At 35.7% G+C, this 17,838-nt stretch carries 14 protein-coding genes and 1 riboswitch; of the genes, 11 read left to right on the top strand and 3 right to left on the bottom strand.

Annotation, left to right across the window (positions count from 1 at the left end):
* The first annotated feature begins 129 nt into the window (after positions 1-129).
* The 9 genes from PTQ27_RS10820 (at position 130) to lysS (ending at position 12,256) form a co-directional block, all read left to right on the top strand.
* Positions 130-1,797 (top strand): bifunctional metallophosphatase/5'-nucleotidase, encoded by a 1,668-nt coding sequence (locus PTQ27_RS10820; protein WP_273748659.1) that lies wholly within the window; start codon positions 130-132, stop codon positions 1,795-1,797.
* A 183-nt stretch (positions 1,798-1,980) separates the two neighbouring features.
* Positions 1,981-3,444 (top strand): IMP dehydrogenase, encoded by a 1,464-nt coding sequence (gene guaB, locus PTQ27_RS10815; protein ID WP_273748660.1) that lies wholly within the window; start codon positions 1,981-1,983, stop codon positions 3,442-3,444.
* Positions 3,445-3,510: 66 nt separating this feature from the next.
* Complete coding sequence (locus PTQ27_RS10810) at positions 3,511-4,137, top strand: DUF1919 domain-containing protein (protein WP_273748661.1); 627 nt, start codon at positions 3,511-3,513, stop codon at positions 4,135-4,137.
* A gap of 51 nt (positions 4,138-4,188) precedes the next feature.
* Positions 4,189-4,878 carry an HAD family hydrolase gene (locus PTQ27_RS10805; RefSeq protein ID WP_273748662.1) on the top strand — a complete coding sequence of 230 codons (690 nt, stop codon included), beginning with the start codon at positions 4,189-4,191 and terminating at the stop codon, positions 4,876-4,878.
* A 17-nt stretch (positions 4,879-4,895) separates the two neighbouring features.
* On the top strand, positions 4,896-5,783 hold the full coding sequence (locus PTQ27_RS10800) for a DMT family transporter (protein WP_273748663.1): 888 nt from the start codon (positions 4,896-4,898) through the stop codon (positions 5,781-5,783).
* 30 nt (positions 5,784-5,813) lie between these two features.
* Positions 5,814-7,385: a glutamine-hydrolyzing GMP synthase gene (gene guaA / locus PTQ27_RS10795; RefSeq protein WP_273748664.1), complete on the top strand. Its 1,572-nt coding sequence runs from the start codon at positions 5,814-5,816 to the stop codon at positions 7,383-7,385.
* Positions 7,386-7,622: 237 nt separating this feature from the next.
* Positions 7,623-8,879, top strand: a complete 1,257-nt coding sequence (locus PTQ27_RS10790) for a YkvI family membrane protein (RefSeq protein WP_273748665.1) — start codon at positions 7,623-7,625, stop codon at positions 8,877-8,879.
* Positions 8,880-9,113: 234 nt separating this feature from the next.
* The gene (gene rng, locus PTQ27_RS10785; RefSeq protein ID WP_273748666.1) at positions 9,114-10,589 is read left to right on the top strand and encodes a ribonuclease G; all 1,476 of its coding nucleotides are present in this window, start codon (positions 9,114-9,116) and stop codon (positions 10,587-10,589) included.
* A gap of 164 nt (positions 10,590-10,753) precedes the next feature.
* Entirely contained in the window at positions 10,754-12,256 is a 1,503-nt protein-coding gene (gene lysS / locus PTQ27_RS10780; protein WP_273748667.1) for a lysine--tRNA ligase, read from the top strand.
* Positions 12,257-12,370: 114 nt separating this feature from the next.
* Here lysS and metX read toward each other — a convergent pair whose 3' ends face one another.
* Positions 12,371-13,444: a homoserine O-acetyltransferase MetX gene (gene metX, locus PTQ27_RS10775; protein WP_273748668.1), complete on the bottom strand. Its 1,074-nt coding sequence runs from the start codon at positions 13,442-13,444 to the stop codon at positions 12,371-12,373.
* A gap of 333 nt (positions 13,445-13,777) precedes the next feature.
* On the opposite strand from metX, the gene PTQ27_RS10770 reads away from it, so the two are divergent.
* A complete protein-coding gene (locus PTQ27_RS10770) occupies positions 13,778-14,398 on the top strand; it encodes a SanA/YdcF family protein (RefSeq protein WP_434802839.1) in 621 nt (206 codons plus the stop codon).
* Positions 14,399-14,428: 30 nt separating this feature from the next.
* On the opposite strand, the gene purU is transcribed toward PTQ27_RS10770, so the two are convergent.
* Both purU and PTQ27_RS10760 read right to left on the bottom strand, forming a co-directional pair.
* Positions 14,429-15,265: a formyltetrahydrofolate deformylase gene (gene purU, locus PTQ27_RS10765; RefSeq protein ID WP_273748670.1), complete on the bottom strand. Its 837-nt coding sequence runs from the start codon at positions 15,263-15,265 to the stop codon at positions 14,429-14,431.
* Between the two features lie 66 nt (positions 15,266-15,331).
* Complete coding sequence (locus PTQ27_RS10760; protein WP_273748671.1) at positions 15,332-15,742, bottom strand: H-NS family histone-like protein; 411 nt, start codon at positions 15,740-15,742, stop codon at positions 15,332-15,334.
* Between the two features lie 152 nt (positions 15,743-15,894).
* Positions 15,895-16,064, top strand: a riboswitch (Lysine riboswitch).
* 115 nt (positions 16,065-16,179) lie between these two features.
* Between PTQ27_RS10760 and PTQ27_RS10755 the strand changes: the two genes are divergently transcribed.
* Complete coding sequence (locus tag PTQ27_RS10755; protein WP_273748672.1) at positions 16,180-17,724, top strand: Na+/H+ antiporter NhaC family protein; 1,545 nt, start codon at positions 16,180-16,182, stop codon at positions 17,722-17,724.
* Positions 17,725-17,838 lie beyond the last annotated feature (114 nt).

Here is a 17,838-nt window from a genome sequence, read left to right as displayed (position 1 = left end):
TAAACATGGTGGGAATAGCTCGTTTTATGAGCGAAAAGAAAGCTAAATCTATGTTTTGTGAAGAATTTCACAAAATTAATTTCTAATAAACAGTAAAATATTTGTCCTTTATATTATGGAGTATTCGTTATGAAAAAAATGCTTGGCACTTTATTTATGTTATCAGCTGTGAGTGTAGCGGTAGCTAAAGAAGTTAATATTAAATTTTTAGGCACATCAGATATACACGGTCGTATTGTACCTTGGAGTTATGGTGCAGATGTTGAAGATCGTTCTGGCTCATTTGCACAGATATCCACTTATGTAAATCAAGTTCGTCAAGATCCTAATAACAAAAATGTGATTTTGGTGGACATTGGCGATGCTATTCAAGATAACCAAGTTGAAGTCTTTGCAAAAACACCAGAATACTATAATGATAACCCAGTACCAAAAGTATTAAATGCAATGGGATACGATATTTTTATTCTAGGTAACCACGAATTTAACTTTGGTATGCCAGCATTAGATGCGATTGTAAGAGATATTGAGGCTAAAACACTAACGGCTAATTTCTATTATAAAGATGGTCGCCGTTATGTCGATCCTACAATGATTATTGAGCGTGAAGGTGTGAAACTTGGCATTATTGGTTTAACAACACCAATGTCGGAAATTTTTGAGAAAGATACTGGTCATCTAGATGAGATGAAATTTACTTCACCTATTGAAGAGACAAAGCTCCAGATTGCAGATTTAAAAGCTAAAGGTGTAGATGCGATAGTGGTTCTTGCTCATATGGGAATTGAAAATGAAAATAATATTCCTGATACTGGTGTTGCAGATTTAGTTAATGCCGTTGATGGTATTGATGTCATTATTGCAGGTCATATGCACAAAAACATTCCAAGCGAAATCATTAAAGATACTTTGATTACTGAGCCACATCGTTATGGCACGGTTGTTTCTGAAGTTGATTTGAGCTTTGATGTAGCAGATGATGGCAAAGTAACGTTGCTTTCAAAAACAGCTAAAACGGTACCAATGAAAGATCTTGCAAGCGATCCAAAAATTGAAGGAATTTACAAACCTTACCACGATGAGCTACGTCGAATGAATAATGTGGAAATTGGTGAAACTGAAAATGATATGATTCCACAAGGTAAGAACCACGGGGTATCTATCGCATTTTCACAAGATACTGGTATGTCATCTTTCATCACTGATGCTCAATTACACTATAGTAAAGCCGATGTAGTCTCTTTCGCATTTGACTATGAAACAGTGCGTTTAGATAAAGGCCCAATTAAGAAAAAAGATATTATCTATAACTACCGTTATGCTGGTGGTGATGTAACTGTTTATGAATTGACTGGTAAGCAACTTAAACAGTATATGGAATGGTCGGCAGATTATTTTGATACAATCCAACCGGGGGACAAAGAATATCGTTACAATGAAGTTCGTGGCAAATCAAAATACGTAACCTTTGATATTTTTGGTGGTGTAAGCTACAACGTGGATTTACGCAACCCAAGTGGCAGTAAAATTACGGAATTGAAATTAGCCGATGGAAAAGCCATTACCGATGATATGAAATTAAAAGTCGGTATGAATTCGTATCGTTTCGGGCAACTAAGTAAAAAAGGCGGTATTTTTGAAGGCCAAAATATCCCTGTATTATGGGAATCTAAAGTCGCAATGGGCTCAGAAGCTGGCACAATCCAGAATATGATGATTAGTTATCTGACCAATGTTAAAAATGGCAAAATTGAAGGTGTTTCACATAATCGCTGGAGATTAATTGGCTTAGATTAACTATAAAATAAAAGAAGGCTAGAATACGTTAGATTCTAGCCTTCTTTTATCTATTTATTTTTCTCAAAAATCACGAAAACGTTTGCTTGGGAGATTTACAATATTAGACTTTACCTGTATAATCCGCTCGCAATTTTCCAATACAGTTTTTCAATATTAATTACTTTTTAAGGAATTATTGCAATGTTACGTATCAAAACAGAAGCCCTTACATTTGATGATGTTCTTCTCGTTCCTGCACATTCAACTGTGCTTCCTAATACGGCCGATCTTTCAACTCAATTAACAAAAACAATTCGCTTAAATATTCCTATGCTTTCAGCCGCAATGGATACCGTTACTGAAACTAAATTAGCAATTTCGCTTGCTCAAGAAGGTGGAATTGGCTTTATTCATAAGAATATGTCTATTGAACGCCAGGCAGATCGTGTACGTAAAGTGAAAAAATTTGAAAGCGGGATTGTTTCAGAACCGGTTACTGTTTCACCTGATATCACTTTGGCTGAATTAGCAACTTTGGTAAAACAAAATGGTTTTGCAGGGTATCCTGTTGTTGATGTACAACAAAATTTAGTCGGCATTATTACTGGGCGAGATACCCGTTTTGTGAATGATTTAAGCAAAACAGTGCGTGAATTTATGACCCCGAAAGAGCGTTTAGTAACAGTTAAAGAAGGTGCAACTCGTGAAGAAATTTTCAGCTTAATGCACGAACACCGTGTTGAAAAAGTTTTAGTGGTAAATGATGAATTTAAACTTAAAGGGATGATCACACTAAAAGACTATCAAAAAGCAGAAAGTAAACCAAATGCGTGTAAAGATGAATTCGGACGCTTACGTGTTGGAGCGGCAGTAGGGGCTGGCCCTGGTAATGAAGAGCGTATTGAAGCACTAGTGAAAGCAGGTGTTGATGTTTTATTAATTGATTCATCACACGGTCATTCAGAAGGTGTATTGCAACGTGTGCGTGAAACTCGTGCAAAATATCCAGATTTACCGATTATTGCCGGTAATATTGCAACGGCAGAAGGTGCGATTGCACTGGCTGATGCTGGAGCAAGTGCCGTCAAAGTTGGGATTGGACCAGGTTCAATTTGTACTACTCGTATCGTAACAGGTGTAGGTGTACCACAAATTACGGCAATTTCTGAAGCTGCGACAGCACTAGAAGGACGAGGTATTCCTGTTATTGCCGACGGTGGTATTCGCTATTCTGGCGATATTTCAAAAGCGATTGCTGCAGGTGCAAGTTGTGTAATGGTTGGTTCAATGTTTGCAGGTACAGAAGAAGCTCCGGGCGAAATTGAGTTATACCAAGGTCGAGCATTTAAATCTTACCGTGGAATGGGATCATTGGGTGCAATGAGTAAAGGTTCATCAGATCGTTATTTCCAATCAGATAATGCAGCGGATAAACTCGTGCCAGAAGGTATTGAAGGACGTATTCCTTACAAAGGGTACTTAAAAGAAATTATCCACCAACAAATGGGCGGATTACGTTCTTGTATGGGCTTAACAGGTTCAGCAACCATCGAAGATTTACGCACTAAAGCTCAATTTGTTCGTATCAGCGGTGCGGGTATCAAAGAAAGCCACGTGCACGATGTAACGATTACAAAAGAAGCTCCGAACTATCGAATGGGCTAAAAAGGCGCAAGCGGTCAGATTTAGTAAATTTTTTGCAAAATTTGACCGCTTGAATAGAGAAACAAAATGACACTCTCTTTATCAAAACGAATTTATAATAAATTTAATCAAATTGTTCGTAATATAATGAATCGGGCAAGGCGAAAAAAATTACAAAATACGCATTTTTCAGTGCTGTCGCATAATTGCACAGGTGGCTTTATGCTACACGATTTAGGGCTACAATTTCGTTCACCTTTTGTGAATTTATATCTTTCACCTGAAGACTTTATCCGTTATCTGAAAAACATTGAACATTATCGCCAACAATCATTGGAATTTATCAATGAAAAAGATTATCCAGTGGCAAAATTAGATGATTTAACTCTGTATTTTATGCACTATCATTCTGAGCAAGAAGCTGAACAAAAATGGCATGAGCGTACTGCAAGAATTGATATGAATAATTTATTTGTGATAATGACCGAGCGAGACGGTTGCACTTATCAAGATATGCAAGAATTTGATGCACTACCATTTCCAAATAAAGTACTGTTTACTCATCGTACTTATCCAGATATTAAATCTAGCTTTATGATAAAAGGTTTTGAAAATCAAACGGATGTGGGAGATTTATACGAATATACGGGGTTTAATGGTGAGCGTTATTATGATCAGTTTGATTTTGTGAGCTGGTTTAATCAAACCAAATGATAACTCTACAAGCGGTTAAATTTTCCCTTAAGTTTGCAAAATGAGGTTTCTATGCTTCAAGCTATTATTTTTGATATGGATGGTGTCATTGTTGATACTGAATATTTAGAGTTTTCACTCCAGAAGCAGTTTATTGAAAACCTTAAGGAACATGATCGTCCAATTACTTTAGCTGAACAATCAGTGGTTGTTGGAAAATGTTTAAGCAAAATCCCAGTAGTTATTAAAAAACTAGCGGAATCTAGTTTGCCGATTGAAGAAATTCGTAATCGTTATTATGCATTTTTCCACGAAATATTCAGCACTGTTGATTTTAAAACGATTTTTAGGTCTGATATTCAAAAAATACTGCTGTTTGCTAAACAAAATCAGATAAAATTAGCGGTCGCATCGTCCTCTGAAACAGCACATATTAAGAATATTTTAACAGTTTGTGGCATTATTGATGAATTTGATTTAATTGTCAGTGGTGAACAGTTCGAACATAGTAAACCCGATCCAACTATCTATCGCTATACTTGTGAAAAATTAGGGGTTCAGCCACAAAATGCAGTAGCAGTTGAGGATTCTTACTATGGAATGCTTTCTGCTAAAACGGCAGGCTTAGCGGTAATTGGCTATGAAGAAAAACGGATGTTGATTGACCAATCGCTTGCTGATTATATGGGAAAAGATATAGGTGAAATTTTAGAGATCATACAGCAGCTATATTCTAAAAGATTAGCGTTTGAAAATGTTTAATTGAATGATTTCTAGTTATGAATAATCGATTAATAATTGCTATTGTATATATGATATTAGTAGGATTTGCCTTCCCTATTATTCGTTATATGAGTTTGCATTTTGACGTATTAAATAATAATGCGGTAAGACTGTCATCTGCGGCAGTTGTTTTTATATTGTTAGCTATATGGAAATTTAAAGCACAAGTTATTCGTTTATTTCACGAGCCTAAAACATTATGCTATTTATTTCTGATTGCAATAATAATGTTTTTTAATATTTATCTCTCTACTGAAGGATTAAAATATACAACTGCACTGATGGGCAGTATTTTTGGCATTATTATGATGCCTGTTGCCATTATTATTTCGGCTATCTTTTTTAAAGATGAAAGAGCACAACTTAAATCTTGGTATTTTTATATCGGGGCAATCATTGCAATTATTGCGTCTTTTGCTTTTGTACTAAACAATTCGGAGCAAGGGGAAAGTATAGATTTAACTAAAGGTGTTTTATTTCTTACTGGCTGGATTATTGTTCAGCCGATACAAAATCTTATCGCCAAGAAAATAACCAGACAATATCATTCTATTGTTGTGAGTGCATCTACTGCAACATTAGGCGGATTATTGTATTTTTCTGCTGCCACACAAACTGGTGTTATTACACAATTAGCAGATGTGAGTGGGTTTATGTTTATTGCCCTTATGTTGGCAGGAGTCTATTGCTTAACAGCAGGAATGTTTTTTGCATTTTATATTGTAGAAAAGCAAGGTCTAGTTTTCTACAATATTATACAACTGCTAGTACCGGTTTCTACAGCAATTATCGGTTTTCTTATGCTTGGCGAGGCGATTAATATAGAACAGACAGTAGCTATGTTATTTGTTATGCTAGGTTGTTTTATAGCGTTAAAAAAATAAATTTAAATTCTTTATAAATAAAGGTAAACAATGAACAACATTCACAATCATAAAATTTTAATTTTAGACTTCGGTTCACAATATACTCAACTGATCGCCCGTCGTGTGCGTGAGATTGGAGTGTATTGCGAGCTTTGGGCTTGGGACGTAACGGAAGAGCAGATCCGTGAATTTAATCCGACAGGAATTATCCTTTCTGGTGGCCCTGAAAGTACTACCGAAGAAAACAGCCCTCGTGCGCCGGAATATGTGTTTAATGCAGGTGTGCCGGTATTAGGTGTGTGCTACGGTATGCAGACAATGGCAATGCAATTAGGCGGTTTAACTGAAACTTCAGACCACCGTGAATTTGGCTATGCCTCGGTTGAGTTAAAAGCAACTGATAGCCTATTTGCAAAACTTAACGATGATTTAACCGCTAGTACACCGAAATTAGACGTTTGGATGAGCCACGGCGATAAAGTTACTCGTTTACCTGAAGGCTTTAATATTACTGGTGTAACCCCAACTTGCCCGATTGCAGCAATGTCGGACGAAAGTCGTCGTTTCTATGGCGTGCAATTCCACCCAGAAGTAACGCATACTAAAAGTGGTTTAGAGCTTTTAACTAACTTTGTGGTGAATATTTGTGGTTGTGAGCGTAACTGGACACCAGAAAATATTATTGAAGATGCGGTGGCTAGAATCAAAGAGCAAGTCGGTGATGATGAAGTCATTTTAGGTTTATCTGGCGGGGTGGATTCATCAGTAACCGCACTATTATTACATCGTGCTATCGGCAAAAATTTACACTGTGTATTCGTGGACAACGGTTTATTACGTCTAAACGAAGGCGATCAAGTAATGGAGATGTTTGGCGATAAATTCGGTTTAAACATTATTCGAGTAAATGCTGAAGATCGTTTCTTAGATGCACTAAAAGGTATTGATGAACCAGAAGCCAAACGCAAAATGATTGGCAAAGTGTTTGTGGATGTATTTGATGATGAAAGTAAGAAATTAACCTCGGTAAAATGGTTAGCACAAGGCACGATCTACCCAGATGTAATTGAATCAGCTGCAAGCAAAACCGGTAAAGCTCACGTAATCAAATCACACCACAATGTTGGCGGTTTACCGGATTATATGAAATTAGGCTTAGTCGAGCCACTTCGTGAATTGTTTAAAGACGAAGTGCGTAAAATCGGTTTGGCTCTTGGTTTACCAGCAGAAATGCTTAACCGCCATCCATTCCCAGGCCCAGGCTTAGGTGTGCGTGTGTTAGGCGAGATCAAAAAAGAATATTGCGACTTATTACGCAAAGCTGATGCGATCTTTATCGAAGAGTTATACAACAGTGGTTGGTATTACAAAGTTAGCCAAGCATTTACCGTATTCCTGCCGGTTAAATCAGTGGGTGTAATGGGCGACGGACGTAAATATGATTGGGTCGTGTCACTACGAGCGGTTGAAACTATTGACTTTATGACGGCTCATTGGGCTCATTTACCTTATGATTTACTTGGTAAAATTTCTAACCGCATCATCAACGAAGTTAATGGTATTTCTCGTGTAGTATATGATGTTTCTGGTAAACCACCAGCAACTATTGAATGGGAATAAAAAACTGACGTTTCACAACGTTTCATAACATTTCAAAAATCCCTTTAAGCCCCGTATTTTGGGGCTTTATTCATTTCATAACGTTTCATAGTATTTCAATTTATAAGGCTTAATTTGTCAAATAATTCAATAGGTTAATTCTATGTTATACTAAAAAAGAGTTTATAGTAATTCGTTATTGTTTTGTACATTAAAGCAGTATTCGAAAAGTTATTTTCATTTTAAGAAGGAGTAACAGTGGATTATAAAAAAATAGTAATGATTTCTCTAGCGTATGTAGGCGTAGTAACTGGTGCAGGTTTATCTTCTGGTCAGGAGGTTTTTCAATATTTTGTTAGTTTCGGTAAGATGGGATTAGTCGGTGTAGTTGCTGTCGGGATTTTACATACTCTATTTGGAAAAATCATTTTATCTTTTGGTTCTTTTTATCGTTCAAGTGAACATAGTGAGGTACTAAATCGTATAGCCGGCCCATTAGTTAATCGTTTTTTGGATTTTGCATTAATTGTTAGTGGTTTCGTATTAGGGTTTGTAATGATTGCCGGGGCAGGGGCTAATTTGAATCAAGAATTTGGGTTACCAACTTGGTCTGGAGCCTTGATTTGTTCTTTGCTTGTAATTGGTATTAGTATGCTTGATTTTGAACGTGTTACTCAAGCGATCGGTATTTTTACTCCTATTATTGTTGCGGTAATTTTTGCTTTAACTATCTATACTTTCTGGGGTAAATCATATGATTGGGATTTTTTGAATGAGTATGCGTTACAACAGCCAGTATCTTTCCCGAGTGTTTGGATTTCAGTTGTTAATTATTATGCAATCTGCATTATGGGAGCAACTGCAATGGCATTTGTATTAGGCGGTGAAGCAATGTATGTGGGCGAGGCTGGACGTGGTGGAATGCTTGGCGGAGCTATTATTGGCATAATTACCACTTGTACCGCATTTGTTTTATTAGCTCGAGTCGAATTATCTGCCACAGCAGATATTCCTATGCAGGCTTTAGTTGCAGAAATTAATCCTATATTAGGCACACTGATGTCATTTGTGATCTTTGGAATGATTTTTAATACTGCCATAAGCCTATATTATTCTTTAGCGAAACGTTTTTCAAATGGAGATGAAAAACGTTTTAAAATACTGATGATTACCTTAGTTGCTATTGGGTTTGGTTTAAGTTTTGCTGGTTTTAAAACATTGGTATCAATAATGTTCCCTATTTTAGGCTATATTGGTATGGTTTTAATGTTATTGCTAACTATTGCTTGGTTTAAAAATCGTAAGCTTATAGAAGAAGAACGTTTACGTCGCCGACAAATGTTTGATTTAATGCTTAAAAAACACGATGATAATCAAGAGTTTACGAAAAAACATCAGGCCAAACTTAATCAATTAGTTGAGGATTCTGTGATTGATAATAAAGAAATTCGTAGTGATATGCGAGAAATTGTAAAAAACACGCTTGAAAATAATACTCAAGATACCTCTCGCTAATTATTTATGGTCATAATTTTTGTAAGTCCGTCTGTATATGCAGGCGGATTTTTATATTACTAAGAATAATTCCTATCCCAATCTTATTACAAAATAATTTGTTAAAGATATTTTATAGTCTTGTCGCTAATTGTTTATAAAATGTTAGATTCAGGGCTTTTCTGATTCGATCTTTTGTTTTCTGATTTAGTAAATGATAAACTCAATACAATTACCATAATTAGAGACAATAAAATGAGCAGTACGGAGTTATTAGTAAATGTAACGCCAAGTGAAACCCGAGTAGCGTTACTTGAAAATGGTTTATTAAAAGAATTACATATTGAGCGTGAAGCTAAACGTGGTATTGTAGGGAATATCTATAAAGGTCGGGTAACGAGAGTTCTGCCGGGTATGCAATCTGCGTTTGTGGATATTGGGTTAGAAAAAGCGGCATTTTTACACGCATCTGATATTGTTTCTCATACAGAATGTGTTGATGAAAATGAGAAAAAACAATTTGTTGTAAAAGATATTGCAGAACTTGTGCGTGAAGGTCAAGATATTGTTGTCCAGGTTGTTAAAGATCCAATTAGCACAAAAGGTGCTCGTCTAACAACAGATATTACCTTGCCTTCACGTTATTTGGTGTTTATGCCAGAAAATAGCCACGTTGGTGTTTCTCAGCGTATTGAAAGTGAGTCTGAACGAGAACGTTTAAAAGCATTAGTTGAGCCTTATTGTGATGAATTAGGTGGCTTTATTGTGCGCACAGCGGCAGAAGAAGCCTCAGAAGAAAGCTTAAAACAAGATGTGGAATTTTTAAAACGCTTATGGCGAAAAGTATTAGAGCGAAAAGATAAATATCCTGCTAAATCAACGCTTTATGGAGAGCTTGCACTAGCCCAACGAGTATTAAGAGATTTTATCGGTACACATATCAACTCCGTTAGAATTGATTCCAATCTGACCTATGAGCAAGTGAAAGAATTTTTAACCGAATTTATGCCAGAACTCACAGATTGTGTCACACTTTATACGGGAGCCCAAACACTATTTGATGCCTATGGGGTCGAAAAAGCTATTCAAAAAGCGTTAGACAAACGAGTCGATTTAAAATCTGGTGGCTATTTAATTATTGAACAAACGGAAGCAATGACGACTATAGACATTAATACAGGAGCTTTTGTTGGGCATCGTAACCTTTCGCATACAATTTTTAATACAAATATTGAAGCAACTCAGGCGATAGCACATCAACTTCAATTACGTAATTTAGGTGGCATAATCATTATTGATTTTATTGATATGCAAGAAGAAGAACACCGTGAGCGAGTATTGCAATCCTTAAAAGATGCCCTAAAAGGCGATAGAGTGAAAACCAATGTGAATGGTTTTACGCAATTAGGGCTAGTGGAAATGACCCGTAAGCGAACTCGAGAGAGTCTAGAACGTATTCTTTGCTGTGACTGCCCAGCTTGTCAAGGTAGAGGTACGATTAAAACAGTTGAAACGGTTTGTTATGAAATTATGCGAGAGATTGTACGGGTTGATCATCTATTTAAAACGGAAAAAATCCACGTGTATGCAGCTAAAAATGTGGCTGAATATTTAATTAATGAAGAAAGTCACGCATCACTTGCGGAATTACAAGCATTTATTGGCAAGAAAATTGAGATAAAACTTGAACCGTATTATCATCAAGATCAATTTGATGTTGTTGTAATGTAGGGTTGTTTATTATTGAGGCTAAAGTTCTTAGCCTCATTGAAATTTGGAGTAAATTTGTAAATTTTTTAGAAATTCTTACCGCTTGTTTCCTATCCAAAATGCCTAAAATCACGTATAATCGACCAGTTTTATTCATTCAAATTTTATAAATCTAAGGTAGTTCAATGTCTGAAGTAGAAAATCAAGAATTCGATCTAAACGGTGAAATGCTAGCTCGCCGTGAAAAATTAAACAAAATTCGCCAACAGGGTAACGCATTTCCAAATACATTCCGCCGTGATGCATTAGCGAAAGATCTTCATTCTCAATATGATGCAGTAGATGGAGAATCATTAAAAGAGCAGAATATTCAAGTTAAAGTTGCTGGCCGTATTATGCTAAAACGTGTAATGGGGAAAGCATCTTTCTTCACTATTCAAGATGTGAGTGGTTCAATTCAGCTTTATGTTGCTCGTGATAATCTTGCAGAAAATATTTATGCAGAAAAAGTAGGATTATGGGATTTAGGCGACATCATTGGTGTGGAAGGTACATTATTCAAAACAAAAACGGGTGAATTAACGGTTCGCTGTTCTGAAGTTGAATTATTAACTAAAGCATTGCGTCCATTACCAGATAAACATCACGGTTTAACTGATTTAGAAACACGCTATCGCCAACGTTATTTAGATTTAATTTCTAATGAAGAATCTCGCCGCACATTTATGATTCGCTCGCAAGTGGTGTCGGGTATTCGTAAATTCTTCTTAGACAGAAACTTTATTGAAGTTGAAACTCCAATGTTGCAAGTTATTCCTGGTGGTGCAGCAGCAAAACCATTCGTGACGCATCATAATGCGTTAGATGTGGATATGTATTTACGTATTGCCCCAGAGCTTTACCTAAAACGTTTAGTTGTGGGTGGCTTTGAACGAGTGTTTGAGCTAAACCGCAACTTCCGTAACGAAGGTGTTTCAGTTCGCCATAACCCAGAATTTACAATGATTGAATACTATCAGGCTTATGCGGATTATCACGATTTAATGGATAACACCGAAGAATTACTACGCCAGTTAGCTTTAGATATTTTAGGTACAACAGATGTGCCATATGGCGAATATGTATTTGATTTTGGTAAGCCATTTGAACGTATTACGATGCACGATGCGATTGTAAAATATGGCAATGGCATTAGCCGTTCCGATTTAGATAACTTTGAGAAGTCTGTTGAAATTGCAAAAGGTTTAGGTATTGAGATCCAAAAATCTTGGGGCTTAGGTTCAGTTGTGAACGCAATTTTTGAAGAGGTAGCAGAACATCAATTAATTCAACCAACTTTCTTAATGGCACACCCTGCGGAAATTTCGCCATTAGCTCGTCGTAATGATGAAAACCCAGAAGTAACAGATCGTTTTGAATTATTCATCGGCGGACGTGAAATTGGTAATGGTTTCTCAGAATTAAACGATGCGGAAGACCAAGCAGAGCGTTTTGATGCACAAGTAGCAGCAAAAGATGCAGGCGATGATGAAGCGATGTTTAAAGATGATGATTTCATTGTTGCACTTGAGCACGGCTTACCGCCAACAGCTGGTGAAGGTTTAGGGATTGACCGTTTAGCAATGATTTTTGCAAACGCTCCATCTATTCGTGATGTGATCTTATTCCCTGCAATGCGTCAGAAATAAATTGCTATCATAACCTAAGAAACAGAAAAGCACACTTCGGTGTGCTTTTCTGCATTTTGTGAACAAGCGGTTGTATTTTGGTGAAATATTACAAATTTCATTAATTTATTGAATTTATTTAGCCAATCCTTTTTTAATCATTGGTTCAAAAAAATCATAATCAACTAAAAAAGAATCGTGGCCAAAATCAGAATTAAATTCGTGAAATTCTAGATTAACCCCCGCCTGTTCTAATTTTTGTTTGCTTTTGTGTAAATCAACCTGTTTAAATAGCTGATCGCTGGTTACACCAATTAAGGTATAATTTGCCTTAATGCGTTTTAGAGCTTCATCTTCATTTGTATATCCTAATCCCGGATTGTATAAATCGAGAGCTCTTAATAATCTAAGATAAGTATTCGCATCAAATCGCCCTAAGAATTTCATTCCTTGATAGCTTAAATAAGATTCCACTTGGAAGTGATCTCCCCAGATTTTCCCTTGTTGCTTGGTTTCTCTACCAAAGGCTTTTGCTAATTGAATATCGGTGCGGTAGGTTAGCATTCCAAGCATTCTAGCAATTTTTAAGCCATTATCAGGAGCAATGCCATCATAATAATCGCCACCATTAAAATAGGGATCGTTAATAATAGCTTGTCGCATAACGTGGTTAAAACCAATCGCTTCAGCACTTAGAGTTAAAGAAGAGCAAAGATTAATAATATTACGAACTTGTTCAGGATAACTAATTCCCCATTGAGTTGCTTGCATTCCACCAAAAGATCCGCCCACAACGGCGTGAAGCGTTGGAATATTAAGATAATCAAGTAACTCTCGTTGCACCGTGACAATATCTTGCACCGTAATAATAGGAAATTCGCTGCCGTAAGGCTTATTTGTTTTGGGATTAAGTGAGGATGGCCCAGTAGTACCTTTACAGCCACCTAAAACATTACTACAAATAAAAAAGTATTGTTCAATATCAAAAGCAAGCCCTTTACCAATAAAATCTTGCCACCAGCCTTTTTCAGTCGGCGAATCGTAGCTAGGCTCAGCATCGCCAGTGAGTGCGTGACAAAGTAAAACAGCATTGCTTTTTTCAGCGTTTAATTTACCATAAGTTTGGTACGCCACTGTAATAGGGGATAGCTCGCCCCCTAATGCGAGTTGTAAAGGTCTATCCTTAAAAAGTGTGATGTTCTGAGCCATAAAGTCCTTATTTGCAAAATAAAATAGGGTTTTAACCGCTTGTTATTATTATCGTGTTTGTGTAGTAAATTAGCTTTGTTCATTTAAATTGTCAAGAAGTTTTAGACGTCTAAACGTCTAGATTTTTAAACGTCTAAAACTAGATGTGAATAAGAGTGAAAAAAACGAGTAATCTCTCTTAACAAATGAGGCGAAATAGACTAAATTTATTGAACATTTAAACTATTTTATCTGTCAGAAATTGAATAATTAGACGAAATAGGGAGAATATATTTGAGTCAAAAAGAGAAAAAAACAGTATTGCCATTTCTTCTCCAAATTAAATATTGGGGAATAAAATTAGTAAAATTTATTTTAGGTGTAAATTTACTCATTCTTTTAGGGTTATTAGTCATAGATGCACTAACAAGCTATATTATCAGAGATAAAATTTATACTGACATTAAGGCTTTGCCTCAGCGAGAATATGCTCTTGTACTCGGAACTGCAAAGTTTTATTCAAAAGATGTAATTAATGAATATTATAAATATCGTTTAGATACCGCAACCCAGTTAATTAAAAATGATAAAGTAGATAAATTATTAGTCAGTGGGGATAATAAAACACCTTACTATAATGAACCGAAAACAATGACTAATGATTTAAAGAAAATGGGGGTTTCTTCACAAAGGATAAAGCAAGATTATGCTGGTTATACCACCTTTGATTCAATGCTAAGGGCAAAGTTGGTTTATAAATTGCCTCCATTTACGATTGTTTCACAAAAGTTTCATTGTGAGAGAGCATTACTAATTGCAAAGTTTAGAGATATTGATGCCATTTGTTATGCAGCAAAATATCCAGAAGGGGCATATCAAGTTCGCTTACGAGAAATTTTAGCAAGAGGCGGAATGTTATTTAATCTTCTATTTGGCAAAATGCCGGAAACATTGGAAGATGTTCCTTCAAAATAAAATAGCCGGTGATTATGCCGGCTATTTTTGTTATAGAATAATTGTTTTATTTTTATATACGAAAATTTTGTCTGCTAGCACAAGCTCTAATGCCTGACTTAGAACGGTTTTTTCAACATCTCTGCCTGCTTTCATCATTGCTTCTGCGGTATAAGTATGATCAACATTAATGACATTTTGCATAATGATTGGGCCTTCATCTAATTCATCATTTACAAAGTGTGCTGTCGCACCAATGATTTTTACACCACGCTCATAAGCTCTTTGGTAAGGTTTGGCCCCAATAAAAGCGGGCAAGAATGAATGATGAATATTTACCACTCTATTAGGATAACGAGCTACAAATTCAGGATTCAGCACTCGCATATATTTCGCAAGCACAATGTAATCTGGATTATACTCATCAATTTTTTCAGCTAATAATTGATCGTGCTCTACACGAGTCAGATTTTCGTGACTGACTAAATGGAATGGCACTTCAAAACGCTCAACTAATCCTCTTAATGTATCGTGATTACCAATTACTGCCGCAATTTCAACATCTAATCCGCCATAATAGTTTTTCATCAGCAAATCACCTAAACAGTGTGCTTCTTTTGTAACTAAAATTACAATACGTTTTCTCTGTTTCGGAAGTAATTTATAGCTTGAACCTTCAGGAAGGGTAAATTGTAAATCCGCTAGTAATGTTTGATCGTTAAATATACCGTGTAATTCAGTTCGCATAAAAAAACGTTTAGTTTCGTTATCAACAAATTCTGAATTTTTAATAATATTTAATTGATGTTTGTAGCAGATATTAGTAATTTTTGCGACTAAGCCCGTATCATCAGGGCATTCGGTTAATAATATTTTGTGTTCTTGCATTATGTTTCCTGTTATAAAATAAGAGAACTCAAACGAGTTCTCTCTAAATTGGAATGAGAATAACAATTAAATTTCGAAATCTTCTAATTTTTTGCCTTCGTTTAATAATTTTTGTAATGCTTTTGGTGTTCTACCTTGACCAGTCCAAGTTTTTTCATTGCCATTTTCATCAACGAATTTATATTTAGCCGGACGAGGTGCGACTGGCTTGCGAGCTTTACGAGCTTTAATCACTTTATTTGCTAATAATTCTGCAAGTTCATCAATAGTGATACCATCTTGCTTTAACATTTCTTTATATTTATTTAAGTTTTCTAACTGTTTGGCTTGTTCTAATTCTTGCTTTTTAATTTCTTCTTGCTTTTCTGTAATGATAATAGCCAATTTTTCTGAAATTGATTCTAATTGTTCTAGGGTTAAATCTTTTGAAAAGGCTCTTAAACTACGAATATTGAACAATGCTTTTAAATCAGACATTTTTATTCTCCTAAATCTCTTTTAGTTATCATTAAAATAAGGGGGTAAAATAGTTTATTTATCATATAGTAAAAGATATTTTAGGTAAATAAATATAAATAAAAAATAGAGACTTTATATCTTAAGCTATTCGTGTTATCTTTAGCCGTCCTACAAATTGTAGAGGTGCAAATTCAATAAGTATTTTTTCTGAGTGGAAAACGATGAGGGGAAAGGAAAGGTGAATTTGCCGAAATCAATTAAGCGTCATCTTAATTGGTTGGGGTCGTTGTCGAAAGAAACGACACTGTCGTAGTAAATGCTACGGAGTGCTACTGTTAGGGTTGGTTTCAATTTTTACGCTTTTACCTTCCTTTATATTTATTCTAATAAATATCCCAGTAGATCTCTTGTTTGGCTATTATTCTTATTTCATACAAAGTCATTTTAGAGGTTTTATGAATTTAGTTGATTATTCTAATTCACTTTGGTCAGTCTTACCGCCATTAGTTGCTTTAATATTGGCAATTATTACTCGTAAAGTAATTATTTCATTAAGTATCGGGATTATCTTTGGAGCATTTATGCTTACCAATAGTAATTTCCTTGATGCCTTAACTTATATTAAAAATAGTGTTGTTTCATTAGTGTATCAAGGGCCAGAAGAAGGCTTAAATTCTAATAATGTGAACATTATTTTATTTTTAGTATTATTAGGGATTTTAACTTCACTATTAAGTATTTCTGGTAGCAATCAAGCTTTCGCAAATTGGGCTCAAAAGAAAGTAAAAGGCAAACGTGGTGCTAAATTAATGGCAGCAGGGTTAGTTTTCTTTACTTTTATTGATGATTATTTCCATAGCTTAGCTGTTGGTGCTATTGCCCGCCCAGTTACAGATAAATTCCACGTGTCTCGTGCAAAATTAGCTTATATTCTTGACTCAACCGCAGCACCAATGTGCGTATTAATGCCAATTTCAAGTTGGGGAGCTTACATCATCACCCTTATTGCTGGTTTATTAGCGACGCATTCTATTACGGGTTATTCGCCACTTGGTGCATTTATGACAATGAGTGCAATGAATTTCTATGCAATTTTCTCTATGCTAATGGTTTTCTTTGTTGCTTATTTTTCATTTAACATTGGTTCAATGGCTCGTTTTGAACAACAAGCAGCAAAATTAGCTGAGTTTGAAGATGAGCAAATTGAAACTAAAGGGCACGTGCGTGATTTAGTTTTACCTATTATCACATTAATTATTGCAACCGTAGCAATGATGATGAAAACAGGGGCGGATGCTCTAGCAGGAGAAGGATTACCGTTTTCTGTGTTAGGTGCTTTTGAAAATACAACTGTAGGTATTTCTTTAGTTGTAGGTGGTTTATCAGGTTTAATTGTGGCTACTATTTGTATTGTAACAAGCGGTAATATTTCATTGAAAAATTACTTCCGAGCTTATGGCTTAGGGGTAAAAATGATGTCTGGTGCAATTACCATTTTATGTTTTGCTTGGACAATCAATGGTGTAGTAAGTGATATGCAAACCGGTAAATATTTATCTGGTTTAGTTGCAGAAAGCATTGGTGCTGGTTTCTTACCTGCTATTTTATTTGTGCTAGCGGCATTTATGGCATTCTCAACGGGTACAAGCTGGGGAACCTTTGGTATTATGCTTCCAATCGGTGCTGCAATGGCGGTGCATTCTGATCCTGCATTAATTATACCTTGCTTATCAGCAGTAATGGCAGGGGCGGTCTGTGGTGATCACTGCTCACCAGTATCAGATACAACAATTTTGTCTTCAACGGGGGCACAATGTAACCATATGGATCACGTAATTTCGCAATTACCTTATTCTCTATTAGTTGCAACTGCTTCTATTGTTGGTTACCTAGTGGTTGGTTTTACCCAATCTGCATTATTAGGATTTGTGGCTACAGCAGCCGTAATTGTCGTTCTTGTTTTATTATTTAAAGCTAAAAAACAGCAAAATAATGAATAAATTTCTCAAAATGTGAACCATATCACAGTATTAAATTTATTTATCAATTAGAATGCAATTCAAGATATGGATATCTGATGTTGTGTTATATAAATCTTAAAATAAGATCCTCCT

Origin of the sequence: Mannheimia cairinae (genome assembly GCF_028649535.1) — a bacterium.
GTDB classification, from domain to species: Bacteria; Pseudomonadota; Gammaproteobacteria; order Enterobacterales; family Pasteurellaceae; genus Mannheimia; species Mannheimia cairinae.
The sequence above is the reverse complement of the archived record's forward strand: the minus strand, read 5'-3'. Positions and strand labels throughout refer to the sequence as shown.

What these genes read in the sequence shown, in the direction of transcription:
- PTQ27_RS10820 (WP_273748659.1), top strand. Translation starts at nt 130, where the DNA reads ATGAAAAAAATGCTTGGCACTTTATTTATGTTATCAGCTGTGAGTGTA.
- guaB (WP_273748660.1), top strand. Translation starts at nt 1,981, where the DNA reads ATGTTACGTATCAAAACAGAAGCCCTTACATTTGATGATGTTCTTCTC.
- PTQ27_RS10810 (WP_273748661.1), top strand. Translation starts at nt 3,511, where the DNA reads ATGACACTCTCTTTATCAAAACGAATTTATAATAAATTTAATCAAATT.
- PTQ27_RS10805 (WP_273748662.1), top strand. Translation starts at nt 4,189, where the DNA reads ATGCTTCAAGCTATTATTTTTGATATGGATGGTGTCATTGTTGATACT.
- PTQ27_RS10800 (WP_273748663.1), top strand. Translation starts at nt 4,896, where the DNA reads ATGAATAATCGATTAATAATTGCTATTGTATATATGATATTAGTAGGA.
- guaA (WP_273748664.1), top strand. Translation starts at nt 5,814, where the DNA reads ATGAACAACATTCACAATCATAAAATTTTAATTTTAGACTTCGGTTCA.
- rng (WP_273748666.1), top strand. Translation starts at nt 9,114, where the DNA reads ATGAGCAGTACGGAGTTATTAGTAAATGTAACGCCAAGTGAAACCCGA.
- lysS (WP_273748667.1), top strand. Translation starts at nt 10,754, where the DNA reads ATGTCTGAAGTAGAAAATCAAGAATTCGATCTAAACGGTGAAATGCTA.
- metX (WP_273748668.1), bottom strand. Translation starts at nt 13,444, where the DNA reads ATGGCTCAGAACATCACACTTTTTAAGGATAGACCTTTACAACTCGCA.
- purU (WP_273748670.1), bottom strand. Translation starts at nt 15,265, where the DNA reads ATGCAAGAACACAAAATATTATTAACCGAATGCCCTGATGATACGGGC.
- PTQ27_RS10760 (WP_273748671.1), bottom strand. Translation starts at nt 15,742, where the DNA reads ATGTCTGATTTAAAAGCATTGTTCAATATTCGTAGTTTAAGAGCCTTT.
- PTQ27_RS10755 (WP_273748672.1), top strand. Translation starts at nt 16,180, where the DNA reads ATGAATTTAGTTGATTATTCTAATTCACTTTGGTCAGTCTTACCGCCA.